A 26,066-nucleotide genomic window follows, 5' to 3' on the forward strand; every position below is an offset into this window, starting at 1 on the left:
AGGCAAGGCGCTGGCGACAAGCAAAGTGAATTGTTGCTCATGTTGCCGGCAAAGGCGGCGGCAAAGAGGCCACTGCTGAAAGCAGGCGTATCAGGCAGCCTCGATGAATCGGATCACGGTCTCGCCATAGTTGCGCTCATCAAGCACGGAAAAGCCCGGCCCCGGCTCGAAGGGAACCGCCGCCGTCTCCTCTACCACGCAGAGCGCGCCTGGTCGCAGCCAGCTGCCGGCCATGGCCGAGCGCAGGGCGCGCTCGCCAAGACCCTTGCCATAGGGCGGATCGGCAAAGACGAGGCCGAACGGCGCCAGCGTGCCCGCCTCACCCAGGCCCGTTGCATCGCGGCGGAAGATCTTGGTGCGTCCGGTCAGGCCGAAGGCCTCGACATTGTCGCGGATCAGACCCCGGCCTTCGGCCGATTCCTCGATGAAGACGCCATAGGATGCGCCGCGCGACAGGGCTTCCAGACCAAGCGCACCGGTGCCGGCGAACAGGTCGAGCACGCGCGCGCCCTCCAGTTGCCCGGCAAAGCGATGCGCCAGAACGTTGAAGACGGCCTCGCGGGTGCGGTCGGTCGTCGGGCGGATGGCGCTGCTGCGGGGCGTCGCCAACGGACGCCCGCGAAACTCACCGCCGACGATCCTCATCTTGTCCGTGGGCCCTTGGGACCGCGCGGCCGCTCACCGCCGCCGGCGCCCCCCGGACGCTCGCCACGCGGCTTGCCGAATGGCTTTGCGTCACCTGGTTTGCCGGCGGGCTTGCCATAAGACGGCTTGAACGAGGCCTTGCGCGCCTTGGCCTCGGCCGCCTTGGCCGCATCGGCCTCCGCCCTGCCCTTGCCGATCGGCCGGGCTCCCGGCGCCATCCAGACATTGGCCTTGCGCTGCCCTGGCGGCTCGATCGGCCGCTGCTCGCGTTCGGATTTCTTGCCGCCGCCCCGAGGTTTGTCACCGAAGCCGCCGCGCGGCTTGTCGCCAAAACTACCACGCGGCTTATCACCAAAGCCGCCTCGCTCCGGTCGCGGACCGCGTTCGCCGAAGCTCTTTTCTGGTCTCTCGCCTCTGTCGGGGCTTGTCGACAGTTTGCCGAGCGCCTCGTCGCGGCTGCCTTCCCGGCGCTTGCGGTTCTTGATCAGCCCGCCCTCGCCGATCGGCCGCCGCTCGCCGTCTCGCGTAAACTTCGGCCGTTCGGGCTCGGCCTCACGGACCTCGGTACGTCGCACCGGCTGATTGGAAAACGGTTTTGTTATCTCGGCGTCGAAATTGGCGCCGGATTCCTCGACCAGGCGCTCGCCAAGCTGGTCGCGCAGCACCCGGCCCTTGATCTCCAGCACGTGACCTTCGGCTAAATCCTCGAGCTGGAACGGGCCGTAGGAGATGCGGATCAGCCGCGTGACGTCGAGGCCGAGCGCGCCGAGGATGTTCTTGACCTCACGGTTCTTGCCCTCGCGCAGGCCGATCGTCAGCCAGGCGTTGGAGCCCTGCTCACGGTCGAGGCTCGCTTCGATGGCGCCGTAGAAGACGCCGTCGACGGCAATGCCTTCGCGCAGGCCGGCAAGCGCGCTTTCCTCGACCTTGCCGTGGACGCGCACGCGGTAGCGGCGCAGCCAGCCGGTGGCGGGCAGCTCGAGCACGCGCGACAGGCCGCCATCATTGGTCAGCAGCAGCAGGCCTTCGGTGTTGATATCGAGCCGGCCGATGGTCATCAGCCGTGGCAGTTCGGCCGGCAGCACGTCGAAGACGGTCTTGCGGCCTTCGGGGTCGCGGTTGGTGGTGACGACGCCGGCCGGCTTGTGGAACAGGAACAGGCGCGTGCGTTCGATCGGCGGGATTTCCATGCCGTCGAGATGGATGATGTCATTGGGCATGACGTTGAACGCCGGCGAGGCCAGCACCCGGCCATTGACCTTGACGCGGCCGGCGGCGATCAACTCCTCGGCGTCGCGGCGCGAGGCGAGCCCAGCACGTGCCAGGCGCTTGGCGATGCGCTCGCCGGCTTCTTCAGTTGCTTCGGTCGATCGCGGACGTGGCTTGAAACCGCCCGATGCGCCTTGGGGCCGATCACTGAAATCACGCTTGGGTCTGTCGCCGCCAAAGTCGCGCTTCGGACGGTCAGAGAAGTCCCGCTTCGGACGATCTGCGAAATCACGCTTGGGACGATCGAAGCGCTTTTCGCCACCCTCCGCCGAAGCAGAAACCGGACGGTCGCCATGTGGCGCGTAGGGCTTGCGTGGCCCTTCACGCTTTTCATACGGCTTCCGTTCGCCTTCGGCCGCCATTGGACGATCGCCGCGCGGGGCGTAGGGTTTGCGCGGCCCCTCCCGCTTCTCATACAGCTTGCGTTCGCCTTCGGCCGTCATTGGACGGTCGCCACGCGGGGCGTAGGGCTTGCGTGGCCCTTCGCGCTTCTCGTACGGCTTGCGCTCGCCTTCGGCCGTCATTGGACGGTCGCCACGCGGGGCGTAGGGCTTGCGTGAGCCCTCGCGCTTTTCATAGGGCTTGCCTTCGGGGCGCGGTCCCTTGCGGAACGGCTTGTCGCCGCTCTTGAAGTCGCGCTTCGGGCGCTCGCCTTCAGCGGCTGCCGGCCGGTCGCCCCGTGGTGCATAAGGCTTTTTCGCACCAAAGGACGGCTTCCCGCCCTTGCTGGCATCTCGGCCACGTGCACCTGCCGATTTCGGGCCACTCCTGCCCGGACCCTTTTGGCGCGGAGATTTCTTGTCGTTGTCGTCCATGTGGCCTTTGTCCGTTTGCGCTGCTACAGCGTGGCGCATCCGTTCGGCGCGCAACGAACGCTGTAGCATTTTTGATTTGGCGCATGATCTTTTCCGAAAATCGAGTCCGATTTTCGGGCTGATGGGCTCCATAACAGGATCGCCGCCGGGTGGCGAGGAGATAATGGGAAGGCAAACCGCTTGAGTAGGCCGGATTTCATGGCCCTGGCGCTGCAGGAAGCCGAAGCGGCAGCCTTGCGCGGCGAAGTGCCGGTCGGCGCCGTGATCGCCAACGGCGGCACGGTCATTGCCAGTGCCGGCAACCGCACGCGCGAGCTTGCCGACCCGACGGCCCACGCTGAAATGCTGGTGATCCGTGAAGCCTGCGGCAAAATCTCAAGCGAGCGGCTCACCGGCCACGATCTCTATGTGACGCTGGAACCTTGCGCCATGTGCGCCGGGGCAATCTCCTTCGCCAGGCTGCGCCGTCTCTATTTCGGTGCCGCCGACGAAAAGGGCGGCGCCGTGGTCAACGGTGTGCGCTTCTTCGCTGCACCAACCTGCCATCACACACCCGACATCTATCCGGGCATGGCCGAGACCGAAGCGGGCCTGCTGCTGAAGGATTTTTTCAGGGGACGTCGAGACTGAGCCAAGGCCGCTGCAAGACTAGGCGGCGCGACTGTTGTTACAGCTACTGCAACCAGTCGAACCAGCCGCCCTTCTTGCCTTCCGCCTTTGCCTTGAGGCGGCGTTCCTTCTTGTACTCGTCTTCGCCGAGTTCGTTCTGCGGCGCGGCATCGGAAGCGACACGGTAGGCCAATGGCGGCTCGCTGAGGTATTTGCGCGTGTTCGGGTCGCCCTGCTTGCTTTCGGCAAGGCGGCGCTGGATCTCGGCAGCGCGGCCCTTGTCGGAATCAGCGGGTTTCCATGCCGGCGGGTGGCTTGAACCGGAATCTTCCATCGCCTTCTTCACCGAAGCGGGATCCGTCTGCACGTCATCGACGATCTCCGACTGGTAGGCCGGGTCATTCTGGTGGGCGGTGGCGTCGGCGCGCAGGCGCGCGCGGCGCTGCTCGGGCGATTCGGGCCAGCCGGCGTTTGCCGTCTGGATGCTTTCCTGCGGCGCTGGCAGCGCTTCCTTCTGGCCAGGTGCCGGCTTCACCAGGGTAGGACGGGGCTTATAGTCGATCGGGTCCTTGCGCTTCGGCGCGAAGGAGACGGCGCCTGTAAGATCGCCGGCCAGCTGTTCGGCGGCGGTCTTGTCGGTGCCATAGGTCGGAGAGCCCATGCAGCCGGACAAAGCGAGGCCCGATGCGACAAGCGGCGCCAGCAGCGCAAGGCGCGCGTTATATCTCTCGGTCATGCCAAAAAGTCCCACTCTAGACAGCCTCTCGATCGCACCGGCCTTGTGTCCGGTCCCCATCGTGCAAGCACTTGCGACGGGAATCCGGCGACAATTTGTCTTCCGGAGTTTCGCGTGTTTACCTCAACCACTCGTTAAGGGCAACGCACGGGCGGATTTGCACCGCCCGGCGTGGCATTTGTGCACTGCTTTGGACGACAGGCACTAGAGCCTTCCCAGCGCTTTCAGTTCGTGCAGCACGGCGGCATCACGTGCCGAAACATCCGGGAACTCCGGATCCTGCCCGACATCGGCCGTGTAGCGCCAGGACCGCGCGCATTTGACCAGGCCGCGATCCTCGGCTTTCTCGACCACCACGGCGACGCCCTTGACGTCGTCGAGGGCAAAGGCGGTTTGCGGCGCCTGGCCATGGGCAATGACGAGATCGCTGGTGATCGCCATTTCAGCCATGTCGACGTCCGATATCGCCGCCTCGAGCGCCGCGTCGTTGATCGTGACCACCGGTACAGCCTCCAGAGAGGAGCCGATTACCTTCTGGGCACGGGCGATCTCGAGCGCGCCGGTGACGACGCGGCGCACCTGCCTGACCTTGCGCCATTTCTCCGCCAGCGCCTCGTTCTTCCAATCCGCCGGGATTTGCGGGAACTGGTCGAGATGCACCGAGACCGCGTCGGGATGGCGGTCGAGCCAGGCCTCTTCCATGGTGAAGGGCAGCATCGGCGCCAGCCATTTCACCAGGCAGTCGAAGAGATGGCGCACCACCTGGACCGAGGCCTTGCGCTTCACGCTCGACGGGCCGTCGCAGTAGAGCGCGTCCTTGCGGATATCGAAATAGAAGGCTGACAGTTCGACCACCATGAAATCGAGCAGTGCACGCGTTATGCGCTTGAACTCGAAGGCGTCGTACCCCTGCCGCACCACCTCGTCGAGCTCTGCCAACCGGTGCAGCATCAGCCGCTCCAGCTCCGGCATCGTCTCCAGCGGAACGTCCGCGCCATCGTCATGGGCCAGCGTACCCAGCATCCAGCGGATGGTGTTCCTGAGCTTGCGATAGGCGTCGATGTTGGTCTGCAGCACGTTCTTGCCGAGCCGCTGGTCTTCCCAGTAGTCCGTCGTCACTACCCAGAGCCGCAGGATATCGGCACCGGACTGCTTGATCACATCCTGCGGCACGACCGTGTTGCCGAGCGATTTCGACATCTTGCGGCCATCCTCGTCCATGGTGAAGCCATGGGTGACGACGGTGTCGTAAGGCGCTCTGCCCCTGGTGCCGCAGCTTTCGAGCAGCGAGGAGTGGAACCAGCCGCGATGCTGGTCGGAGCCTTCGAGATAGACGTCGGCCGGCCACTTCAGATCAGGCCGGTCTTCCAGTGTGAAGACGTGTGTCGAGCCCGAATCGAACCAGACGTCGAGAATGTCCATCACCTGCCTCCATTTGGGGGCATCGTGATTGCCGAGGAAGCGCTCCTTGGCGCCGGGCGCGAACCAGGCGTCGGCGCCCTCCGCCTCGAAGGCGTCCATGATGCGCTGGTTGACCGCCTCGTCCTTCAGCACATTGCCATCCTCGTCGGCGAAGACGGCGATCGGCACGCCCCAGGCACGCTGGCGCGACAGCACCCAGTCGGGGCGCTCCTCGATCATGGCGCGGATGCGGTTCTGGCCGGCGGCCGGGACAAACCGCGTCTCGTCGATCGCCTTCAGCGCGCGGCTGCGCAGCGTGGTGCCGTCGCCGAGATCCTTGTCCATGTAGACGAACCATTGCGGCGTGTTGCGGAAGATGACCGGCTTCTTCGAACGCCATGAATGCGGATAGCTGTGCTTCAACCGGCCGCGCGCGAACAGCGCGTTGCGCTTGATCAGCTCGTCGATGACCGCCTGGTTGGCGCCGCCCTTCTTGCCGTTGTCGTCGATGACGCGCGCCGGTCCGCCTTCGCGGTCCGGGCCAAAGCCCGGCGCGTCCTTGGTGAAGAAGCCGGCATCGTCGACGGTGAACGGGATTTCAGTGTCGATGCCGCGTTGGCGCAGCGCGGGCGCGGCATCCATCCAGGCATCGAAATCCTCGCGACCATGGCCGGGAGCCGTGTGCACGAAGCCCGTGCCGGCATCGTCGGTGACATGGTCGCCGGCAATCATCGGAACCGGGAATTCGTAGCCGCCACCGAGGTCCTTGAAGGGATGCGAAAGCACAAGATTTCCAAGCTGTTCGGCGCTGATGCCGTGAAGGCGCTTCAAGGTGACCTTGGCCTTGGCCTGGCTTTCCTCGGCCAGGGCATCGGCAAAGATCAGCTTCTCGCCCGGCTGCGGGCCAAAGGCATTTTCGGCCGCCGTCACCTCGTAGAGCCCATAAGCGACGCGCGGCGAATAGCTGACGGCGCGGTTGCCCGGGATGGTCCATGGCGTCGTCGTCCAGATGACGACATGGGCATCCAGCAGGTCAAGCGAGCGCCCACTCAGGTCCGGATCGAGCTCCGCCGGCTGCCCGTCCACGACACTGGCGAGGACGAGATTGGCCACCGGAAACTTCGCCCAGATCGTGTCGGACTCGTAGTCCTGGTATTCGATCTCGGCCTCGGCGAGTGCCGTGCGCTCGACGACGCTCCACATCACAGGCTTCGAACCGCGATAGAGCTGGCCAGACACGGCGAATTTCAGCAATTCGCCGGCGATGCGCGACTCGGCGTGGAAGGCCATGGTCGTATAAGGGTTCTTGAAGTCGCCGATGACGCCGAGACGCTGGAACTCGCCGCCCTGCACGGAGATCCAGTGCGCGGCGAACTCACGGCATTCCTTGCGGAATTCGTTGACCGGCACCTCGTCCTTGTTCTTGCCCTTGGCGCGGTACTGTTCCTCGATCTTCCACTCGATGGGCAGGCCGTGACAATCCCAGCCCGGCACATAGTTCGAGTCATAGCCGCGCATCTGGAACGAGCGGGTAATGACATCCTTGAGGATCTTGTTCAGCGCGTGGCCGATGTGGATGTTGCCGTTGGCGTAGGGCGGACCGTCATGCAGCACGTATTTCGTCCGGCCCGCCGCGCTCTCGCGCAGCTTGCGGTAGAGGTCCATGTCCTGCCAGCGCTTGACCAGCACCGGTTCCTTCTCGGGCAAGCCGGCGCGCATCGGAAACTCCGTCTGCGGCAGGTAAAGCGTCTTCGAATAGTCGATCGTTGATTGGTTTTCGTCGGTCATTGGTCTGCCATGTGCATGCCGGGCCAGTGGCCTGCGGCGTGGAATTCTACTTCATACGCATGCCGTTCTCCCAACCGGGCCACTTCTGGGCGACATGCCTTGATGATCTGGAAAAGCGCGAGAGGCCGCGCGCAACAGTCCCGGCGGCTCCGGCAGCCTTCAGGCTGCTGGGAACACCGGGCTGGTAATTCGTATCGTCGGCGCGTAAAGGCGCGAAAAGCTCGTCATTGCTGGGCTTTTAGCGGAGAAGAGCGCAGGAATAAAGCGTCTCCTTCGATTCACTTACATCTTGAAGTCGAAACGATAGGTGGTCGACACGCCGACCATGAACTGGTTGCGGTCGCCACGCTCCTTGACTAGGCTGGAATCGGCCGCCGGACCCTCGAGGCGCGAATATTCGCCAAACAGGCTGGCGGTCATCGGATCGGTCACCTTCCAGGTCACAGCGCCACCAAGGCCGACGGATTTCAGGCCGCCGCCGGGATTGTACTGGCTGAGCCCCGAGGCCACGGCTTCCTGCGCGTTGACGCCATAATAGGCATCGAAATAGTTCGCCGAGGCAAAGGACACGCGCGGGCCACCCGAAATCCTGACGGTTGGCGTCACGTCGTAGAAGGCATCGGCGGCGATGTCGGCGACAAAGCCGTTATGGGCACGGATGCCATGCCGCAATTCGGCACGCGCGCGCATCCAGTCCGTCGGATAGAATTCAAAGAAACCCCCGACTTCGCCACCCCAGCGAACAGGATCGAGACCCCTAAGTTCGTCGGCATTGCCGTCGTCGCGCGAGAACAGGAACTTGCCGGTCAGGCCGGCGCGAACGCTGCCATCGTCGACAAGCGCCAGCGAAATGTTGTCGTTGCGGGAGGTGAAGCGGGCAGCAGGGCCGGCCTTGCCCAGCGAAATAATGGGCTGGGCGCTCAGCATGTATTTTTTGCCGCCTTCGAAATTCGGCGCCACCAGGCCGGTCGCGCCGACCGTCAGATACCAGTCGCCGGACAGCCAGCCGAAAGCGCCGTCGCCGGCCTCGGCCGCGCCCGACGTAGCCAGCACGACGGTAGCCAAGGCTATAGAAATCTTCCCGACCCGACTCATGGCCACTCCACTAACACGATACAACTGTCCTGCGGCGACAGCTTTGACGAGGCTTTGGTAAAATTTGATTTAAGGGCGAGACATCTGGCGCGTATTGCCTGCGCCATCGCACCCGCCGTCGGCTGGACGCGGGTCTGCGCCGAGGATAACCTCCCCGTATGCTGGCGGTCTTCAATAGAGGTGGCGACATGACCTTGCACGGCGATACACTGAAGAACGCGATCGGCCAGACGCGCGACAAATGGGGATGGTTTGTCGGCCTGGGCGTGGTGCTGCTGGTCCTCGGCGGCATCGCCTTCGGCAATCTGTTCATCGCCACGGTGGCTTCCGTCTATGTCGTGGGATGGCTGATGCTGGTGGCCGGCATCATCGAGATCATGCACGCTTTCGGGGTCAAGACCTGGGGACGCTTCTTCTACTGGCTGCTCAGCGAACTGCTTTATGCGGTCGCCGGGTTCTTTGCTTTCGACAATCCGCTGCTCGCCTCGGCGGTGCTGACCTTCCTCCTGGCCGTCGCCCTCGTCGCTTCCGGCGCGCTGCGGGCCTGGGTCGGCTACAGCCATCGTCCGGAGCGCGGCTGGGGCTGGATTGTCGCGGCAGGCGTCATCAGCGTGCTTGCGGGCCTGATCATCGCCATGGGCTGGCCGGTCAACAGCCTGTGGGTGCTCGGAATGTTCTTGGCGATCGACCTGATCTTCCAAGGCTGGACCTTCATCGCCGTCGGTCTTGCGTTGAAGAAATAGCGACTCGTTCCCCCTTTTCGGGGCTTCAGAATGCCACCGCGGCGTCCAGACTGGATAGTGGCTTGACGCCGCCAAGCAGCGCGCGTGCCTCGGCTTCATCGCGCTTCATCTGCGCCACCAGTGCATCGAGCCCGTCGAACTTGATCTCGCTGCGCAGGAAGCCGAAGAACGACACCGCGCAAGTCTCGCCATAGAGATTGCCGGAAAAATCGAAGACGAAGGTTTCCAGGAGCGGCGCGCCATTGTCGTCGACGGTCGGGCGGCGGCCGAAGCTGGCGACGCCGTCGTACAGCGTGCCGTCGGCCCGCCGGAAGCGGACGGCGTAGATCCCTTCCTTGAGCGTGGCTGCCGCCGGAAGCCTCATGTTGGCTGTGGGAAAGCCGAGCGTTCGCCCGAGCTGTTGGCCGCCGACAACCTCGCTTTCCACCGTGAAGCGATAGCCGAGCAGACCGGCGGCCTCAGCCACGTCGCCCTCGCAAAGCAAGGCGCGGATACGGCTCGACGAAACCACCTCGGCGCCTTCGTCGCGAAAGGCGTCGACGAGGGTGACGCCGAAGCCGTGGCGCTCGCCGGCAGCCATCAGATAGGCCGGCCCGCCCTGGCGGTCCTTGCCGAAATGGAAATCGAAACCGGTCACGGCGTGGGTGATGCCCAGCGTGCTCTCCAGCACATCGGTGACGAAGGCTTCAGCCGACAGCGAGGCGAAGTCGCGCGTGAAAGGTTGCTCGACGAGCCCGGCAAAGCCCAGCAGCGACAGGAGCCGCGCTTTCATTGGAGGCGGCGTCAGCACGAAAAGCGGCAAATCAGGCTTGAAAACCGTTCGCGGGTGCGGCGCGAAGGTCAGCACCAGCGCCGGCACGCCTCGCCTCGTGGCCTCCGCCAATGCCCGTTCGAGCACGGCCTGGTGGCCACGGTGGACACCGTCGAAATTGCCGATCGCCACGACCCCGCCCCGCAGATCGGCGGGCAGCGGTGCCGTTGTCGCAAGATGCTGGAACGCGCCCATTGTCACCTACTGCAGCCGTGCGATGACGGCCACCGGACGATAGCCGTGCCGCTCCAGGAAGAGCCCGAGCCTTGCCGGATCCGGCCGGGATGGATCGCCGTAGTCGCGGGCATGAATGCCGCCGGAGACATAGAGGATGTCGAAACCGTTGTCGGCCGCGCCCTTGACGTCGGTCATCATGCCGTCGCCGATGGCCAGTATTTGCGAACGCTCAACCGGCCGGCCGAGGATCTCGGCCACCTCCTTCATCGCGACCTCGTAAATCGGCGAGTAGGGTTTTCCGGCGATCAGCGTGCGACCGCCGAGCTGCGCGTAGTCGCGCGCGAGCGCACCGGCGCACCAGATGATCCGTTCCCCGCGTTCGACCATGATATCTGGATTGGCGCAGATGAATGGCAGGTTCCTGGCGCGCAACCGGCGCAGCAGTCCCGTATAGTCATCAGGTTTTTCGACCTCGTCGTCGAACAGCCCGGTGCATACGACGCCGGCGGCCTCGAACTCCTCGACCAGTTCGACATCGAGGCCATCATAAAGGGTCAAATCGCGGTCGGCGCCGATGTGGAAGACTTTGCGTGGACCCTCCGCGATCAGGTCACGGGTCACGTCGCCCGAGGTCACCACACGGTCGTAGGCTGACGGCGGAACGCCGATCACGCTCATCTGGGCCACGACATCGGCCCGGCGGCGCGGCGAATTGGTGATCAGAACGACAGGGGTGCCGGCCGCCCTTGCCGCCGCCAGCGCGGCCGCGGCCGCCGGAAAATGCCATTCGCCATTGTGCACCACGCCCCAGACATCGCAGAGAATTGCCGAATAGGCTTTCAACACGTCTTCGAGCGAGCCGACGATTTCGGGCGAATCCGCCATGCCGTTTCCTTCAGTATGATCGTTGCGGGTGCGGCGGTCGACGGGTCGCCGCAGCCGGTTCGAATTATCCGAACAGGCCCATGCTGTCACCAGCTTTCGCCTTGATCGGCACGAATTGCGGCGCAAGCCGCGGCCTTGATTGGTTAGCGGTTGGTGAAGCGCCGACCAAGCAATAGAGCGGTTTCTCAAACCCGTCCTTCAGCGTTTTGTGGAAAGCTGGCGCCGACCGAGAATTCGTCGGCGGGGGCCGCTTCAAGACATGCATGAAATCTGGCGTCAGTTCCGCCGCGACAGGCGCGGCAATTATGCTCTTATGACGGTTGTGGCGATGGTGCCGCTGATGGGCGGCCTGGCGATCGCTGTCGACTTCACGGAAATGAACCGTGAAAAGCAGATGGTAATGAACGCGCTCGACGCCGCCAACTTCGCCACCGCCCGCCGGCTGACGGAAGGCGCGACCGACGACCAGTTGAGAGCGTATGCGCTCGACTTCTTCAACGCCAATCTGAACGATATCGATCCCGCCAGCGCGACGCTCAACGTCACCTTGCCGAGCAACACCAGTGGCGGCGGCCTGCTCACCATGACCGCGCAGCTCAACTACAAACCTTATTTCTACCCCGCCTTCGCCCAACTCGTCGGTAAATCGGCGACCGATGCGAACCAGAAACTCAGCTTCAACGTCACCTCGCAGGTGCGGCTGAAGAACACGCTGGAAGTAGCCCTGGTGCTGGACAATTCCGGATCGATGACCACGCTCGGCACGGGTTCGGGGCAAAAGCGCATCGACCTTCTCAAGACGGCTTCCAAGCAACTGGTCGACACGCTGGCCCAGCAGGCGGTCATGATCAAGCAGATCGACAAGCCGGTGCAATTCGGCCTCGTGCCTTTTGCCGCCTCGGTCAATGTCGGCCCCGGCAATGGCAATGCGTCGTGGATGGACACCGAAGGGTTGTCGCCGGTGTCGAACGAGAATTTCGACTGGTCGACGCTGAACGCCGCCAACAAATACGCTCAGCAAGTCAACGGGATCTGGTACAAGCGTGGCACTGGCTGGGGAACCGGGGAAGGCCAGATGTTGACCCGGTTTTCGCTCTACCGCGACATGCAGGTCGTCACCAACCACGAGCGTGTCGTCAACAGCAAGCGCGTGGTCTGCGACGCATACAACTCCAACAACACCTGCAAGAGCAGCCACAACGAATATGACTATATCGATACCTACGGGCCGTTCGCCAGTTGGCAAGGCTGCGTCGAGGCCCGGCCCTATCCATACAATGTCAACGACGCCGTGCCGTCCGGTGGCTCGGCCAACACCGGAATCGGCGTCGGCGATCCGGCAACGATGTTCGTGCCCATGTTTGCTCCTGACGAACCCGGCAATCATTGGAAGCTCACCCAAGACCCCAACGAAGCCGCGCCGGTAACCTATGGCGCCGTCAACAGTTGGTGGAACGACGATCCATCGAGCAGCACAGGTCAATCGCGGCTGCGCAACATGGCCAAGTATTTCCAGCCGCGGCCTATCGATGCGCCGGCGCTGCCGGCAGGCAACGGACCGAATTACAGCTGCACCACCAACCCGATCACGCCGCTGACCGATGTCAGCGTCGCCGACGGGCTCACCTCGATCAAGGCGGCGATCGACCTGATGCAGCCGAACGGCGGCACCAACGTCCCCGAAGGCATGGCCTGGGGCTGGCGTGTGGTTTCGAGCGGAGAGCCGTTCACGCAAGGGCGCCCGGAAACGGAGAAAGGCAACGACAAAGTGGTGATAGTGCTGACCGACGGCGCCAACACCTACTACACGCCATCCTCGCTGGGCTACTCGGATCCCGCCAGTTCGAAATCGACCTATGCGTCCTATGGCTATCTCAACCCCGGCTACAACGGCACCTCGGTCGGCCGCATGTTCATGGGCACGTCGAGCGCCATCGGCCGGTTCGACTATTCGAACGGCAACTACACCAACGCGCTCAACGAGCAGATGGCAACGCTTTGCAACAACGCCAAGGCGGCCAACATCCTGGTGATGACGGTGGCACTCGACCTGTCCACCACCAAGACCGCCGACATGCAGGCAATCAACGCGCTGAAATCCTGTTCGTCCGACTCGCGCTTCCGCAAGGACCCGACGGACCCGAGCAAGCCGGCCAAGCTGTTCTGGAACGCGACCGGCGCCAGCCTGTCGAACGATTTCAAGGAAATCGGCGACGAACTGTCGAACCTGCGGGTGGTCGGCTAGCCCAGGACCGTCCCTCTGGCGCAACGCCTGGCGCCGTGAAGCCCTTGCGGGCGCCTGCCGTGACCGGCACAGATTGACCGCTCGCGCGGTCCCTTCATTCATCGCGGCACGCTGGGGAACGAACAATGCCCGACACCGCCAACCATTTCGCCTTCGCGCTGGTCTGCCTCGGCATGGTGCTGACGCCGGGCCCGAACATGATCTACCTGATCTCGCGCTCGCTGTCGCAAGGGCCGAGGGCCGGACTGATCTCGCTTGGCGGGGTTGCGGTCGGCTTCCTGTTCTACGTGCTGTCGGCGGCGTTCGGCATCACCGCGCTGCTGCTCGCCGTGCCATTCGCCTACGATGTGCTGCGCTTTGCCGGCGTACTCTATCTCCTGTGGCTGGCCTGGCAGGCCGTAAAACCCGGCGGGCGCTCGCCATTTCAGGTGCGCGACCTGCCAAAGGACGGGCCGCGCAAGCTGTTCGCCATGGGGCTGATGACAAACCTGCTCAATCCCAAGGTGGCCGTTCTCTATCTGTCACTGCTGCCGCAGTTCATCAGCCCCGGCAAGGGTCACGTCCTGTCGCAGCTCCTGGTGCTAGGCGCGACGCAGATCTCGATCAGCCTCAGCGTCAATGCCGTCATCGCGCTGACGGCCGGCTCGATCGCCACCTTCCTCGCCGGGCGACCGCTATGGTTGGTGATCCAGCGCTGGATGATGGGAACCGTGCTGACGGCGCTGGCGCTGAAGATGGCGACCGACGCGCAGCGCTGAGGCCGCATGGGTCAATCGCCGAAGGCCTGCTTCAGGAAGGCGTGCACGTCGCTTTCGGATCGATCGGCCGCGGCCGCATTGTACTCCACCCAGTGGCCGTAGGCCTCGACGCCGGTCTTGAACTCAGGGGCGTCGAACGCGTGATGGGCACCCTCGTAGACGTCGAGCTGCACCGGGCTTCCCTTGCCCGTCCGATGCGCCATCATCTCCCGGCATTTCTGGACGGGGCTGAAATCGTCAAGCTCGCCGATCAGGATCAATGTCGGCACGGCCATGTCGCCGCTCGCTACCTAACAGTTCGGATAGTAGGCGATCGCCACGCTGAATTTGTGGTCCATGAGCCGCTCCGCGCCACCAAGCTGTACGGCTTCGAGCGTCGCGATGCCGCCGGCGGAGAAGCCCATCAATGCGACGCGCCGCGGGTCGACAGAACTGTCTTTCGACAGGAACTCCAAGGCGCCATAGGCATCATAGACGCGATCGGAGAGGAGGCTGTGGCAAGTATCCTTTATGCCACGCGTGCCGAAGCTGTCGACAACGAGAGCGACATAACCCCAGGAAGACAGCCGCTCGAGCCAGACTTCCCTGTCGTTCGAGAGCACACCAGCGCATCCGTGCAAAACGACTATAGCCGGGAATGGGCCCTCACCCGGAGGGCGTGTCAGGTATCCCCGTAGCGGAATGCCGGGAACAGGTTTCGCTATCTCGCCTCTTTCTTGCGCATTGCGTTCCTGAAGCTGTGTCGGCTTCACGGTCGCGCTTTCAAATTGCACCACCTCGTCTGCCAGGGCAGACGCCGCATCGAGGCAGCCTCCAAGGTAAAGGCACGCCAAGCCGACTCCTTTGAGCAAATCCACCACTTTGCTCAGCCAAGCCTCGGTTTGTCCTTTGAGAGCTTTGGGCCGGGCCGGACGCTTGCTCACATCGGACGGCGGGGTGGCCGGATCTGGGCCGGCTCGACCACCTTGCGGTAGAGGTGCCAGGTGGCGTGGCCCAGGATCGGCATGACGACAGCGAGACCGGCAAACAGCGGGATCGAGCCGATCACCAGCAGCACCGCGACGATCAGACCCCAGAGCGCCATCTGCAGCGGATTTGCCATGACCGCGCGCGCCGATGTCTCTATTGCCGAAACGGCGCCGACATCACGATCGAGCAAGAGCGGGAAGGCAACGACCGTGGTCGCCAGCACGATCACCGCGAAGACCAGGCCAGCCACGTTGCCGAGAAGAATCAGCGTCCAGCCCTTGCGGGTCGTCAGCACATCGCGCAGGAAGGCCCCGACCGAAGCCGGCGGCTCGCCGCCAAAAAGGCTGGTGTAGATCGACTGCGCCGTGAACAGCCACAACAGGAACAGCGCGAACAGCATGATGCCGATGACCGCTATCGAGGGCAGCGCCGATGAGCGGCGGACATCGAGCGCATGTCGCCAGTTGGTGTTCATGCCGAGCTCGCGCCGGCGGCTGATCTCATAGAGTCCGATCGCGGCGAACGGACCGACCAGAGCAAAGCCCGACATCAAGGGATAGACGAGCTGGATGGCGTTGGAGCCGGACGTCCACTGTGTCAGGATCAGGCCGACGATCGGATAGATCAGGCACAGGAACACGTAATGCGAGGGCTTGGCCCAGAAGTCCTCGGCGCCAAGCCTGAGCGCGTCCCAGAGGTCCGCCGTGGAAATGCGGCGGACCGCTGGTTGCACATGCATCCCATAGGCGTCCGCCATGACATGAAAGCCAGCCATAACCTTCCTCCGTTTTTCGGGGGGCGGTCACCGCCTAGGGTGGCCGCCCGTAGCTGCCACTTCAAGAACGCTGGCATCATAGCCGATCTTCCCGGAATTGTCGCCGCATCTCATCGGGATTGCCGGGCGGCCTTCGTTTGGCGCACCACCGAGTTCACTTGGAATGTGGGCATTTTAGTTATTGCTTAAATTACTCGTAGAGACCCAGGGCTTATCACCTGAGCTTTACAAATCTTGGCGAGGGGCGATGTTCGGATTGAAGGGCTTCTGGTCTTCGGAGCGCGGCAATTTTGCCATGGCGACTGCCATAGCGATGCTGCCGATAATGGCTGTCATCGCCGGCACCCTCGATCTGACAGGCACGAGCGACGACGCCGCGCAATTGCAGAACTCGCTGGACGCGGCTGGGCTTGCCGTCGGCACCAAGTACCTGCCCAGCATGAGCGCGAGTGATGTGCAGGGACTTGGGCTGACATTCTTTGCAGCCAACATGAGCGTCGCCGACCAGCAGGAATATTCGGGCAGCGTCTCCGCCTTTTCGGCCACCGCCAGCGGCGATCCGAACGCCTATTACATCTCGCTTTCGTCCGGCATCAACCGTCCGAGCTTCATCAACGGCGCTGCCGCCTGGCCAGCTCACAGGTCGGCGACTGTCAAGATGCACCCGGGTGCACAGGCCTGTGTGCTGGCGCTCGATCCGCATGCGTCGGCCGCGGTAAGCCTGCAAGGCTCAACCAATGTCTCGATGAGCAATTGTGTGATCGCGGCAAACTCGGACGCGTCGGATGCCGTCAGCAGAGGCGGTTCGGCACAGGTTTCGGCGGGCTGCGTCTCGACGGTCGGCGGCACTTCCGGGCTTTCGCCACCCAATGCCAATCTCACCTGCGGCTCGCCGCTCGTACATCAATATGCTTCCTTCGATCCCCTGGCGGACATCGTGCCTCCCCCTTACACATTCTGCCTGCCAGTGCCGAACGGCAAAACCTACACGCTGTCGCCCGGCACCTATTGCGACAAGACATTGTCAGGAAACATCACGCTCAACCCAGGCGTCTACATCCTGCGCGGCGTAACCCTGAAGCCGGGCGGGAACGGCAGCCTGAGCGGCCAGGGCGTGACCATATTCCTCGTAGAGGGAGCACAGATCTACATAAACGCCAATGAAACGGTGAACCTTTCGCCGCCAACCAGCGGGCCTTACGCCGGCATCACCATCTACCAGAGCCGCGGGAACACATCGGCCTTGACCCTGAATGGCGGCGCAAATTCCGTGATCAGCGGATTCGTCTATGCGCCTGACGCGGCCGTTTCGTTCGCCGGCAACTCGGATATGAGTGGCCAGGGCGACTGCCTGAGGCTTGTTGGCTTGACCGTGCAGATGACAGGCAACTCATCCATCAAGACCGACTGCACGGCCGTGTTCGGAAATCGCGAGATGTACTCCAGCCGCCTCATCACGCTTGTGAACTAGCCGCCAACTGCCCTTCGATTCGAAATTTCACCGCCCTGCCCGGCAAAAGCCATGATCGCGATCGAGTCAGGCACGCATGACCACTTCGAAAATCGATTGCGATCGAACCGCGAACTTGAACAGGCGCACCTGGCTCATAGCGGCTGGCCTGGCGGCCTTGCTCGGGCTTGCCGCCTGCAGCACCGTCTCGCTGCCAACAGGGCAAGGCGCCGGGGTTTCCTCCTCGGCAACCGGTACGCTGGCGAGCCTGCGCGCCTCGTCTGGGCTCGGTCCGCTGGTCCCCGATACACAGTTGGAGCAAGCAGCGCTCCAGCAGGCCAGCTACATGGCGTCGCGCGAGCACATGAGCCACACCACCGGGTGGGGCAAGGATTTCGCCTCGCGCATGAAGGATAACGGCGTACACGGTGCCGCGGCCGAGAACATCGCGGCCGGCCGCTTCGATCAACAGAAGCTGTTCGACATCTGGATGCATTCGCAGGGACACCGGCGCAACATACTCGATCCGGACTTCAGCCGCTTTGGGCTTGCCTATGTCCGTGACGGCCGCGACCCCAACCTGCGCTACTGGTCGCTGGTGCTCGGCAGGTAGCAAAGCTATCGCCGGCGGCGGGCACCCTTGGCGAGCAGCCGCTACATCAGTCCATATGGGCAGCAGGCGCAGCGCCGCCAGCCGGACCGGCCTTCGGCTTGCGCAGCAGGAATACAAACGGGATGGCGACCAATGTCATCATCATCAGTATTTTGAAGTCGTTGACGTAGGAGATCATCATCGCCTGGAGATTGACCATGCGATCGACCTCCGACAGCGCCGTCGGGTCGCCGCCGGCAGCCGCCGGCGAGACCGCCCAGAGATTGGGATTGAACGGGTTGATGAAGGCGGAAAGCTCGGCATGGTTGATCTGCGTGTTGCGCACCAGCAGCACCGTCACCACCGATACGCCGATCGACGAGCCGAGATTACGCACCAGGCTGAACAACGAGGTAGCATCGGTGCGGTAGCGGGCGTCGAGCGTGGCGAAGGCAACCGTCGACAGCGGCACGAACACCATTCCCATGCCCAGGCCCTGGATCACGCCGGAGCTGAGGATCAGCCAGTTGTCCATCTGCGGGGTGAAGCTGGCCATGGTGTAGAGCGACTGCGCGGTCAGGAGGAAGCCGATGACGACGAGAATCCTGGCATCGATCTTGCCCATGATGCGCCCGACGACGAGCATGGAAATCATCGTGCCGACGCCACGCGGCCCGATGACGATGCCGATGGTGACGGTCGGATAGCCGAAGATGGTCGACAGCATCGGCGGCAGCAGCGACATAGAGGCCAGGATCAGCACGCCCATGACGAAGATGAACGCCAGTCCGGTCACGAAATTGCGGTCGAGGAAAATCTTCGGATCGATGAAGGGATGTTCCGATGTCACGGTGTGAATGATGAACACCCAGAAGCCGGTGATCGAAAGACCAAGCTCGATCCAGATCTCGACCGAGGAAAACCAGTCGACCTCGCCGCCGCGATCGAGCATCAGCTGCAGGGCGCCGACGCCGAGTGATATCATGGCAAAGCCGAAGAAATCGAAGCCGCGCACCCGACGGGCAACGGCCGGCAGATAGGCGGCCATGCCGAGGAAGGCGAGGATGCCGACCGGCAGGTTGATGAAGAACACCCAGCGCCAGTTGAAATTTTCGGTCAGCCAGCCGCCAAGCGTGGGGCCGAGGATCGGTCCCAGCATGATGCCGGCGCCCCATATGGCCATCGCCTGGCCATGGCGCTCCTTGGGGTTGATGTCCAGCAGGAAGGTCTGCGACAGCGGCACGATCGCGGCGCCGAACACACCTTGCATCAGCCGGAAAAGCACGATGGTTTCCAGGCTCCACGCCAGGCCGCACAACATCGAGAAGATGGTGAAGCCGACCACCGCCGTCAGGAACAGTTCCTTGCGGCCAAAACGGTCGGCGAGCCAGCCGGTGACGGGCGTCATGATGGCGGCGGCGACGATGTAGGAGGTCAGCACCCAGTTGATGTTGTCGGGTGAAGCGCCGAGATCGCCCGTCATGGTCGGCAGCGCGACGTTGGCGATCGTGGTGTCGAGCGCCTGCATGACCGTCGCCAGCATGAGCGCGACCGTAATCAGGCCACGATGCGGCACTTCTTTGAACGGTTCGGACGTGCTCATGGCCTAGAACTTCCAGAAGGTAACAGAAACGTGTACAACGGGTTTCCGGGCGGCAAAGCCTTCCGTTGAGAGACCCTCATCGCGGTGGGACGCGATTATCGATGTGGGGGTTACATCGACCGAACGTCTCTAGCTGAGCGGATGCCTGCCGCCCGGAAACCTGAGGACCGACGGGGCCGTGTCGAAGGTTCAGATCTTGGACAGCCACGCGGCTCGGCCCAAACATTGATCCTTCCCACCCCTCCCATCGGACCAATCCTGCAACTCGCTTCCACCCGCGTGGTCCCCGCGGGCTTCCGCTGACTTACTGCGCGGGCTCGCCGGCCGTGGCGTGGCCGAAGATCGACGGCCAGCCGCGCGCGACGCCCGTATCGACGGTAACCGAAGCACTCATGCCGGTGCGCAGCGCCATCTTGGCATCGGGGTCGGTCAGTTCCAGGCGCACCGGAATGCGTTGGGTGACCTTGACCCAGTTGCCCGTGGCGTTCTGGGCGGGCAGCAGCGAGAAGTCCGCGCCGGTGCCGGCACCAATAGCCTTGACGGTCGCCTCGAAGGTCCTGCCCGGATAGGTATCGACCACGATCTCGGCCTTCTGGCCCTGCTTCATGTTGGTGAGTTGGGTTTCCTTGAAATTGGCGTCGATCCAGGTGTCGCCGGTCTCGACCAGCGCAAACAGCGGTGTCCCGGAGCCGACATACTGGCCGACCTTGAAGGAGGCGGCTTGATAGACGACACCATCGGAAGGCGCTTTCACCGTGGTCTGCGCCAGATCGTAAGCAGCCTTGTCGCGCGCGGCGAGCGCCGACATCACGGTCGGATGCTTGTCGGTTTCGATGTCGGGGTTGCCGCCGAGCGCGGCCTTGGCGCTGATGATGCCCTGCTGGGCGACGGCGACTTGCTGTTTTGCCTTGTCGAGGTCGTTGCGGGCCTGATCCAGCGACGACTTGGCGTTGATGCCCTTCTGCGCGAGATCGGCGGCCCGGTCGTACTGCGACTGGGCGTAGTCGACCTCGCTGCTGGCGGACTTCTCCTGCGCCATCGACTGACTGTAGGCGGCACGCAGCTGCTCGACATTGAGGCGCGCGGCCGCCACCGCGGCATCGGCCTGGGCAAGTGCGATCCGGTAGGGCTCGGGGTCGATGGCGAACAGCAGATCGCCCTGCTTCACCGTCTGATTGTCCGATATGGCGACATGGACGATACGGCCGGCCGTGTCAGAGGCGATCGACACCTTGGCCTGCTGCAGGTTGGCGTTTTCCGTTTCCTGGTAGCGCCCGCCCGTCACCCAGACATAGCCTCCGCCGATGATCAGTGCCGCCGGCAAGGCGAACATCAAGAAGAGGCGGCCGATGCGGCGCTTCTTCTTCGGCGCCGGGAGCGGCTGCACGGGAGCAGCGACCGCGACGGGTGTGGCAGCCGGCTGGGCCGGCGCTTCCATCTCCACCTTGGGAGCGTTTTCTTCTACCTTGGCTACCGCGTTCATGCTGCCGCGCCTTCCGCACTCTTGATCTTTTCCATCGACGAAGCTTCGCCATCCGTCAGATTCTGCACGATTACATCCAGCGCCCGGATCAGGACGCGCCGATCTTCCGGCGAAACGCCGCTGAGCGACTCCTCATAGACCTCGCCAGCGAGGCTCTTGACGTCCGCATAGGCCGCGTTCGCCTTCTCGGTTGGGAAGATCATCCGCACGCGCCGGTCGGCCGCGTCGGAGCGGCGTTCGATCCAGCCGCCCTCCTCCATCCGGTCGACCAGTCGTGAGACGCTGATCGGCTCGATTTCAAGCAGTTCGGCGAGCCGCGCCTGTGCAACGCCCGCTTCCTTGGCAACGCGGACCAGAAGCCGCCATTGCGCCGAAGAGAGGCCGAGTCCGCTGGCGCGCGCCTCAAAGCGCTTGCGCATCAGGCGCTGCACGTCGTGGATCAAAAATCCCAATCTGTCGATGCCATCTGAAACCATGAGCGATACATATAATAAGCGTGCTTACTATTCAAGATGCCATGTCACGATGAAAGCCGGCAAAATGCGCATGGCAGGCCTGCAACGCGATCCTGGTTAGCAACAGGTGAACGCCGCACCCATGCGCAACACCCGCGCGGAAGGGCACGAAGACGCCGTCTTCAGAGGCGGTTCCGGACAACCATGGTGACGACGAAGAATGCGCCGAGCGAGCTGGTGATGACGCCGATCGGCAGCTCCTGCGGCGGCAGCAAGGTCCGGGCCAGAAGATCGCTTGCCAGCAGCAACACCGCCCCGAACAGCGCGCAACTTGCGATCAGGCGCAGATGCAAGGGGCCGGCCAGCGGCCGCGACAGATGCGGGATCATCAGTCCGACGAAGCCGATGACGCCAGCGACCGAGACGAGGATCGCGGTCGAGAAAGCGGCCACGAGAAATGTCGCTCTGCGCATGCGGGCGACCGGAATGCCAAGACTCTCGGCGGCGCTTTCACCGGCCAGGAAGGCATCCAGCTTGCGGTGGTTCCACAACCCGTAGGCCGCGATCGTGCCAGCGCCGACCGCACCCAGCCACACATTGTCCCAGCGCGCCAGTCCGAGCCCGCCCATGGTCCAGAACAGCACCGAATGGGCCGCGCGCTGATCGCCGGCAAAGACCAGGTAATTGGTCAAGGCCGTGAACATAAAGGAGACGGCAAGGCCGGCGAGGATCAGCCGCTCAGGACCTTGCCCTCTCACCCGCGCCACCAGCAAAAGCACGATAGTGGCGGCGAGTATTCCGCCGGTGAACGCGGCCACAGGCAAGGTCCAGATACCGAAACTGTCACCAAGGACGGTGATGACGGAAACGGCGCCGGCAGCCGCCCCCGACGACAGGCCGAAGAGGAAAGGGTCGGCAAGGTCGTTGCGGGTCACCGTCTGCAAAAGCGCGCCGACGATACCCAGGCCGCCGCCGACACAGATCGCCAGGATCGTGCGCGGCAGCCGCAGGTCGACGACGATCTTGCCGACCGGGCCCGATATCCGAGGCTCATCCAGCCCGACGGCACGGCCAAGTGCCGCGACGACATCGGTTAGAGGTATCAGCGTAGAGCCGTAAGCGATCGACAGCAGTGCGAGAGCGACGAGCGCCACCGCGCCCGCCGTCATGGCCAGCGCGAAGGCCTTGTGCCCTGAAAGCGCGCCGGATTTGTGCTCTCGGGCAAGATCCATCAGAACGCTTCCGGATGCATCGCCCTGGCAATCTTGCCGATGGCTTCGATGTTCGCCGGTCCTGGCGTCAGCTCGGCATAACGAAGCGCGACGAAGCGCTCGTTCTTGACCGCGTCCGTTTCTTTCATCGCCGGGTGCGCCTTCAGGAAATCGAGCAGTTTCCTGTAGCCGCCGCCGTCCTGATAATCGAGCAGGATGAGGAATTGCGGATTGCGCGCCGCCACCGTTTCCCAATCCGTGTTGCCCCAGCTCGTTTCCATGTCGGCCATGATGTTGTCGCCGCCGGCTGCCGATATCATGGCGCTGGGGATGGCGAATTTTCCAGCGGTAAAGGGCTTGTCCTCGCCGGAATCGTACAGGAACACGCGCGTTCCCTTGGCGCTGCCGACCTTGGCGGTGATATCGGCGAGTTGCGTCTTCCAGCCGGCAACCAGCTTCTCCGCTTCTGCCTCCTTGCCGAAGATCTTGCCCAGCTTTTCGACGTCGCCATAAAGCAGGTCCATGGAGGCGGCCGGACGGCTCTTGTCGAGATGGACGCAGCTTTCGGTCAACACCAGCGTCTTGATGCCGTGCGGGGCGAGCGTGTCGGGGGTCACGTCGCCGCCGGGCTTCATGCCGTAGTACCAGCCGGCGAAGAAGAAATCGGGCTCGACGGCAACGAGATTCTCCAGCGTCGGATATTTCGGTGCCAGTTCGGGAATAGAACCCTGTTCGGCCTTGAATTCGGGGCCGACCTTGTACCATCCGGTGATGCCCGTCAGGCCGACGATCGATGGCTGCAGCTTCAGCGCGAAGGCCATTTCGGCCATGTTGAGATCATGGATGACGGCGCGCTTCGGCGGCGCGTCGAAGGTCAGCGGCTTGCCGCAGCTGTCGACCGTGACGGGAAAGGCAAAGGCCGTCGAGGCCAGCAGCGAGAAGACGAGGGAAAGGGCGAGGCGTTTCACGGATTTGCTCCTTGGTTGAACTGTGTCGGATAAAGTGCGGGTTTGATCAGGACGGGGGCGCGGCGCGGTTCGGAAGATCGAACACCGTCAGTTCGCGGTCCTCGGTGGGGTGGCGCAGGCGCAACACGTCGACGCCGAAAATCTCGCGGATCAGTTGCTGTGTCAGCGCCTCGTGCGGCGGCGCCAGCGCCTGCAGCCGGGCCTCGTTCATCACCGCGACCCTGGTGGCGAAAGGCGCCACCAGGGTCAGATCGTGCAGCACCGCGATCACGGTCATGCCGAAGCCGGCCACCAGTTCGAGCAGTTCCGCGCGTGCGCGAGGGTCGAGGTGGTTGGTCGGCTCGTCGAGGAACAGGATTTTGGGCTCCTGCGCGATGGCGCGCGCAAGCTGGGCGCGCTGGCGTTCGCCACCAGACAGCGAACCGATGGTGCGGCCGAGCAGCGGCAGGAGACCGGTCCGGCGCAGCGCGTCCACGACAATGTCGCGTTCCTCGCCGCGACGCCTCAGGCCGGCATGCGGGACGCGGCCAAGCTCGACATAGTCGATCACCGCCAGCCGTGGGTCCGGCTGGTCTGTCTGGCCCACGACGGCGATATGCAAGGCGCGCTCGGCGGGCGAAATCCTGTCCAGGCGTCGCCCGCCAAGCTTCACCTCTCCGAAGCTCGGCCGGAGCATGCCGGACAACATGCGCAGTAGCGTGGTCTTGCCGGCGCCGTTGGGGCCAATGATGGCGAGTCGGTCGCCCGATGTCACCGACAGGCTGACCGCGTGGACCAGATTCCGGCCATTCGCCATCGCGCTCAAGTCACGCGCATCGAGAAGCGACGTTGTCATTGGTTGCCATCCGCCGGTTTGCCCGGTGCCGGGATGCGGGCCAGCGTCTTGCCGGCTAGGCGCGGCGGACGTTGTCCGGAATTGCACCAGCCGTCGGCAAGCGAAGCGTAGAGCCTGGCGAATCGCACGAGATCGGTAGCGTCGGCCTGGGCGTCGATCGACCCGAAGAGATAGGCGGCCTTGCCTGGCGCCTGGAAAGCCACCGCCAGGGGGCGTGCGCAACCGGCCATGCAAGCTACGCCTTCAACCGTGAAACCATGCGCCATGTCAGGCTGGGCCGAGAGGCGGGAGCGCAACTCGGTGCACAAACTTTCGCCCAACCTGACGCCGGTCGGCACGTCGCGGCAAAGGGTGCACACGATGATTTGGTGCATGGGGCTGGGCTGAATACGATCGATTGCGCCGTCCAACTTCCCGTCACTTTCAAAACTGGCGACGGAAGGATGTTGGTCGACCGGCCGACAAGACCGATGTCCACGTTTCCTCCCGGCACACCCCGTCCGGTCAACTCAGCGATGGCAGGTCTCCTGGCTCACGGGTCTCTGCGCAATCCTGCCTTCCCAGCCTTGCCGGCCAGTGGCATTCCGGATCTTGCTCGCCGCTTACAGTTGCGGGGGCAGCCGCGGCCTCGACCTGAAATGGGGTCTCACCGCGTTCCCTTTTCACCCCTCGCCTTTCGGCTCGGGGACCATCACGAGTCGCAGCCTAGGCCGCGAGCGGTTTCGAGGCAAGGCAATCGTTTTGTTTTGTTATAACAGAACTAGAACGAGAGCAAGCCTGTCGTCAGCAAGGGCAAGCACGGACTTTGCGTCCACCGCCTAACATTGCCGTTTCGATTTTGCGCCAGGCGCAATTTCGATCAAACTGGCCGGGCAACGAGGCGCCAGAGTAAGGACGCCACATGCGAGGAACACATGAACCCGACCGAGAAAGCGCTATGGTTTGTCGAAAGCCATCTGCCGGAGGCTGTTACGCTCGACGACGTTGCCCAAAGCAGTGGCGTGTCGCGCTTTCATGTGACGCGCGCCTTCGGTGCCGCCACCGGCCGGTCAGTGATGGGTTATATGCGCTCGCGCCGGCTGACCGAGGCGGCGCGCAGGCTCGCCGGCGGTGCGCCCGACATCCTCTGCGTCGCGCTCGACGCCGGCTACAACTCGCATGAGGCTTTCAACCGCGCCTTCCGCGACCAGTTCAGCACCACGCCGGAACTGGTGCGCGCGCAAGGTTCGACCAAGACACTCGATCTCGTGGAGCCTATCCTGATGGACCATTCCCTGCTCACCAGCCTCGAACCACCGCGCTTCGAGACCAGCCGACCCTTTCTCGTCGCCGGCTTCGGCGAGCGCTACAGCTGCGAATCGAGCGCCGGCATTCCAATGCAGTGGCAGCGTTTCAGCCCTTATATCGGCAACATCCCCGGCGAAGTCGCCGGCGTTTTCTACGGTGTCTGCCTCAATGGCGACGATGCCGGCAATTTCGACTATATCGTCGGCGTCGAAGTGCGCGACTTCGCGGATCTGCCGAAGGAATTCTACCGGGTGCGGGTTCCGGCGCAGAAATACGCCGTTTTCACGCATCGCGAGCACATCTCGACCATCCGGCGTACGATCAACACGATCTGGAACAGCTGGCTGCCCGCCTCCGGCCATGAAATTGCCGACGCGCCGGAATTCGAGCGCTACGGGCCCGAATTCGATGCCCGCACCGGCAATGGCGGGCTGGAGATCTGGGTGCCGGTCAAGGCATGA

22 protein-coding genes, 1 pseudogene and 1 riboswitch are annotated in these 26,066 nt (G+C 63.7%); of the genes and pseudogenes, 7 read left to right on the plus strand and 16 right to left on the minus strand.

Translation table 11 applies throughout. The annotated features are described in order from the left end of the window. Positions 1–90: 90 nt before the first annotated feature. Together rsmD and C7I87_RS26875 are read right to left on the minus strand one after the other, a co-directional pair. A complete protein-coding gene (gene rsmD, locus C7I87_RS26870; RefSeq protein ID WP_149907062.1) occupies positions 91–645 on the minus strand; it encodes a 16S rRNA (guanine(966)-N(2))-methyltransferase RsmD in 555 nt (184 codons plus the stop codon). Next, the gene (locus C7I87_RS26875; protein WP_149907063.1) at positions 642–2,729 is read right to left on the minus strand and encodes a pseudouridine synthase; all 2,088 of its coding nucleotides are present in this window, start codon (positions 2,727–2,729) and stop codon (positions 642–644) included. Before C7I87_RS26875 ends, rsmD begins: the two co-directional genes overlap by 4 nt. A gap of 180 nt (positions 2,730–2,909) precedes the next feature. On the opposite strand from C7I87_RS26875, the gene C7I87_RS26880 reads away from it, so the two are divergent. Beyond that, positions 2,910–3,359 carry a nucleoside deaminase gene (locus C7I87_RS26880; RefSeq protein WP_149907064.1) on the plus strand — a complete coding sequence of 150 codons (450 nt, stop codon included), beginning with the start codon at positions 2,910–2,912 and terminating at the stop codon, positions 3,357–3,359. 43 nt (positions 3,360–3,402) lie between these two features. Here C7I87_RS26880 and C7I87_RS26885 read toward each other — a convergent pair whose 3' ends face one another. The 3 genes from C7I87_RS26885 to C7I87_RS26895 form a co-directional block, all read right to left on the minus strand. After that, positions 3,403–4,074 carry a metal ABC transporter substrate-binding protein gene (locus C7I87_RS26885; protein WP_149907065.1) on the minus strand — a complete coding sequence of 224 codons (672 nt, stop codon included), beginning with the start codon at positions 4,072–4,074 and terminating at the stop codon, positions 3,403–3,405. A gap of 204 nt (positions 4,075–4,278) precedes the next feature. Continuing rightward, positions 4,279–7,263 carry an isoleucine--tRNA ligase gene (gene ileS, locus C7I87_RS26890; RefSeq protein WP_149907066.1) on the minus strand — a complete coding sequence of 995 codons (2,985 nt, stop codon included), beginning with the start codon at positions 7,261–7,263 and terminating at the stop codon, positions 4,279–4,281. Between the two features lie 282 nt (positions 7,264–7,545). After that, the gene (locus C7I87_RS26895; protein WP_149907067.1) at positions 7,546–8,358 is read right to left on the minus strand and encodes a MipA/OmpV family protein; all 813 of its coding nucleotides are present in this window, start codon (positions 8,356–8,358) and stop codon (positions 7,546–7,548) included. Positions 8,359–8,546: 188 nt separating this feature from the next. Here C7I87_RS26895 and C7I87_RS26900 point away from each other — a divergent pair, with 188 nt between their 5' ends. Continuing rightward, complete coding sequence (locus C7I87_RS26900; protein WP_149907068.1) at positions 8,547–9,101, plus strand: HdeD family acid-resistance protein; 555 nt, start codon at positions 8,547–8,549, stop codon at positions 9,099–9,101. A 25-nt stretch (positions 9,102–9,126) separates the two neighbouring features. Here C7I87_RS26900 and C7I87_RS26905 read toward each other — a convergent pair whose 3' ends face one another. Together C7I87_RS26905 and C7I87_RS26910 are read right to left on the minus strand one after the other, a co-directional pair. Beyond that, complete coding sequence (locus C7I87_RS26905; RefSeq protein ID WP_149907069.1) at positions 9,127–10,107, minus strand: bifunctional riboflavin kinase/FAD synthetase; 981 nt, start codon at positions 10,105–10,107, stop codon at positions 9,127–9,129. Between the two features lie 6 nt (positions 10,108–10,113). Then, complete coding sequence (locus C7I87_RS26910) at positions 10,114–10,974, minus strand: TIGR01459 family HAD-type hydrolase (RefSeq protein WP_149907070.1); 861 nt, start codon at positions 10,972–10,974, stop codon at positions 10,114–10,116. 259 nt (positions 10,975–11,233) lie between these two features. Here C7I87_RS26910 and C7I87_RS26915 point away from each other — a divergent pair, with 259 nt between their 5' ends. Both C7I87_RS26915 and C7I87_RS26920 read left to right on the plus strand, forming a co-directional pair. Then, positions 11,234–13,219, plus strand: a complete 1,986-nt coding sequence (locus tag C7I87_RS26915) for a TadE/TadG family type IV pilus assembly protein (protein WP_188394008.1) — start codon at positions 11,234–11,236, stop codon at positions 13,217–13,219. Positions 13,220–13,344: 125 nt separating this feature from the next. Next, positions 13,345–13,977, plus strand: a complete 633-nt coding sequence (locus C7I87_RS26920; protein WP_149907071.1) for a LysE family translocator — start codon at positions 13,345–13,347, stop codon at positions 13,975–13,977. An 11-nt stretch (positions 13,978–13,988) separates the two neighbouring features. Here C7I87_RS26920 and C7I87_RS26925 read toward each other — a convergent pair. Continuing rightward, positions 13,989–14,900: pseudogene (locus C7I87_RS26925) on the minus strand (dienelactone hydrolase family protein). Continuing rightward, positions 14,897–15,721 carry a DUF2189 domain-containing protein gene (locus C7I87_RS26930; RefSeq protein ID WP_149907072.1) on the minus strand — a complete coding sequence of 275 codons (825 nt, stop codon included), beginning with the start codon at positions 15,719–15,721 and terminating at the stop codon, positions 14,897–14,899. Before C7I87_RS26930 ends, C7I87_RS26925 begins: the two are co-directional and overlap by 4 nt. 247 nt (positions 15,722–15,968) lie before the next feature. On the opposite strand from C7I87_RS26930, the gene C7I87_RS26935 reads away from it, so the two are divergent. Together C7I87_RS26935 and C7I87_RS26940 are read left to right on the plus strand one after the other, a co-directional pair. Continuing rightward, a complete protein-coding gene (locus C7I87_RS26935; protein ID WP_149907073.1) occupies positions 15,969–17,192 on the plus strand; it encodes a TadE/TadG family type IV pilus assembly protein in 1,224 nt (407 codons plus the stop codon). A gap of 76 nt (positions 17,193–17,268) precedes the next feature. Next, a complete protein-coding gene (locus C7I87_RS26940; RefSeq protein ID WP_149907074.1) occupies positions 17,269–17,784 on the plus strand; it encodes a CAP domain-containing protein in 516 nt (171 codons plus the stop codon). A 46-nt stretch (positions 17,785–17,830) separates the two neighbouring features. Here the strand turns inward: C7I87_RS26940 and C7I87_RS26945 are convergent, their stop codons facing one another. The 7 genes from C7I87_RS26945 to C7I87_RS26975 form a co-directional block, all read right to left on the minus strand. Continuing rightward, complete coding sequence (locus tag C7I87_RS26945; protein WP_149907075.1) at positions 17,831–19,366, minus strand: DHA2 family efflux MFS transporter permease subunit; 1,536 nt, start codon at positions 19,364–19,366, stop codon at positions 17,831–17,833. A gap of 304 nt (positions 19,367–19,670) precedes the next feature. Continuing rightward, a complete protein-coding gene (locus tag C7I87_RS26950; protein ID WP_149907076.1) occupies positions 19,671–20,849 on the minus strand; it encodes an HlyD family secretion protein in 1,179 nt (392 codons plus the stop codon). Then, positions 20,846–21,325, minus strand: a complete 480-nt coding sequence (locus tag C7I87_RS26955; RefSeq protein ID WP_149907077.1) for a MarR family winged helix-turn-helix transcriptional regulator — start codon at positions 21,323–21,325, stop codon at positions 20,846–20,848. The genes C7I87_RS26950 and C7I87_RS26955 overlap by 4 nt, the downstream gene beginning before the upstream one ends. A 161-nt stretch (positions 21,326–21,486) precedes the next feature. After that, entirely contained in the window at positions 21,487–22,536 is a 1,050-nt protein-coding gene (locus C7I87_RS26960; RefSeq protein ID WP_188394009.1) for a FecCD family ABC transporter permease, read from the minus strand. Continuing rightward, complete coding sequence (locus tag C7I87_RS26965; RefSeq protein WP_149907078.1) at positions 22,536–23,483, minus strand: ABC transporter substrate-binding protein; 948 nt, start codon at positions 23,481–23,483, stop codon at positions 22,536–22,538. The genes C7I87_RS26960 and C7I87_RS26965 overlap by 1 nt, the downstream gene beginning before the upstream one ends. Positions 23,484–23,529: 46 nt before the next feature. Continuing rightward, positions 23,530–24,318 (minus strand): ABC transporter ATP-binding protein, encoded by a 789-nt coding sequence (locus C7I87_RS26970; protein WP_149907079.1) that lies wholly within the window; start codon positions 24,316–24,318, stop codon positions 23,530–23,532. Beyond that, positions 24,315–24,692, minus strand: a complete 378-nt coding sequence (locus C7I87_RS26975; protein ID WP_188394011.1) for a DUF1636 family protein — start codon at positions 24,690–24,692, stop codon at positions 24,315–24,317. The genes C7I87_RS26970 and C7I87_RS26975 overlap by 4 nt, the downstream gene beginning before the upstream one ends. A gap of 125 nt (positions 24,693–24,817) precedes the next feature. Next, positions 24,818–25,026: riboswitch (cobalamin riboswitch) on the minus strand. Between the two features lie 206 nt (positions 25,027–25,232). Here C7I87_RS26975 and C7I87_RS26980 point away from each other — a divergent pair. After that, positions 25,233–26,066: an AraC family transcriptional regulator gene (locus C7I87_RS26980; protein ID WP_149907080.1), complete on the plus strand. Its 834-nt coding sequence runs from the start codon at positions 25,233–25,235 to the stop codon at positions 26,064–26,066.

This window comes from Mesorhizobium sp. SARCC-RB16n, from assembly GCF_008520305.1.
Taxonomy (GTDB): Bacteria; Pseudomonadota; Alphaproteobacteria; order Rhizobiales; family Rhizobiaceae; genus Mesorhizobium.

Bases quoted from the DNA above. Each gene is read 5' to 3' on its own strand.
- C7I87_RS26915 (WP_188394008.1), top strand. From the start codon at position 11,234: ATGCATGAAATCTGGCGTCAGTTCCGCCGCGACAGGCGCGGCAATTAT.
- C7I87_RS26975 (WP_188394011.1), bottom strand. From the start codon at position 24,692: ATGCACCAAATCATCGTGTGCACCCTTTGCCGCGACGTGCCGACCGGC.
- C7I87_RS26935 (WP_149907073.1), top strand. From the start codon at position 15,969: ATGTTCGGATTGAAGGGCTTCTGGTCTTCGGAGCGCGGCAATTTTGCC.
- C7I87_RS26930 (WP_149907072.1), bottom strand. From the start codon at position 15,721: ATGGCTGGCTTTCATGTCATGGCGGACGCCTATGGGATGCATGTGCAA.
- C7I87_RS26945 (WP_149907075.1), bottom strand. From the start codon at position 19,366: ATGAGCACGTCCGAACCGTTCAAAGAAGTGCCGCATCGTGGCCTGATT.
- C7I87_RS26980 (WP_149907080.1), top strand. From the start codon at position 25,233: ATGAACCCGACCGAGAAAGCGCTATGGTTTGTCGAAAGCCATCTGCCG.
- C7I87_RS26950 (WP_149907076.1), bottom strand. From the start codon at position 20,849: ATGAACGCGGTAGCCAAGGTAGAAGAAAACGCTCCCAAGGTGGAGATG.
- C7I87_RS26920 (WP_149907071.1), top strand. From the start codon at position 13,345: ATGCCCGACACCGCCAACCATTTCGCCTTCGCGCTGGTCTGCCTCGGC.
- C7I87_RS26910 (WP_149907070.1), bottom strand. From the start codon at position 10,974: ATGGCGGATTCGCCCGAAATCGTCGGCTCGCTCGAAGACGTGTTGAAA.
- C7I87_RS26970 (WP_149907079.1), bottom strand. From the start codon at position 24,318: ATGACAACGTCGCTTCTCGATGCGCGTGACTTGAGCGCGATGGCGAAT.
- C7I87_RS26900 (WP_149907068.1), top strand. From the start codon at position 8,547: ATGACCTTGCACGGCGATACACTGAAGAACGCGATCGGCCAGACGCGC.
- C7I87_RS26875 (WP_149907063.1), bottom strand. From the start codon at position 2,729: ATGGACGACAACGACAAGAAATCTCCGCGCCAAAAGGGTCCGGGCAGG.
- C7I87_RS26955 (WP_149907077.1), bottom strand. From the start codon at position 21,325: ATGGTTTCAGATGGCATCGACAGATTGGGATTTTTGATCCACGACGTG.
- C7I87_RS26885 (WP_149907065.1), bottom strand. From the start codon at position 4,074: ATGACCGAGAGATATAACGCGCGCCTTGCGCTGCTGGCGCCGCTTGTC.
- rsmD (WP_149907062.1), bottom strand. From the start codon at position 645: ATGAGGATCGTCGGCGGTGAGTTTCGCGGGCGTCCGTTGGCGACGCCC.
- C7I87_RS26895 (WP_149907067.1), bottom strand. From the start codon at position 8,358: ATGAGTCGGGTCGGGAAGATTTCTATAGCCTTGGCTACCGTCGTGCTG.
- C7I87_RS26905 (WP_149907069.1), bottom strand. From the start codon at position 10,107: ATGGGCGCGTTCCAGCATCTTGCGACAACGGCACCGCTGCCCGCCGAT.
- C7I87_RS26960 (WP_188394009.1), bottom strand. From the start codon at position 22,536: ATGGATCTTGCCCGAGAGCACAAATCCGGCGCGCTTTCAGGGCACAAG.
- ileS (WP_149907066.1), bottom strand. From the start codon at position 7,263: ATGACCGACGAAAACCAATCAACGATCGACTATTCGAAGACGCTTTAC.
- C7I87_RS26940 (WP_149907074.1), top strand. From the start codon at position 17,269: ATGACCACTTCGAAAATCGATTGCGATCGAACCGCGAACTTGAACAGG.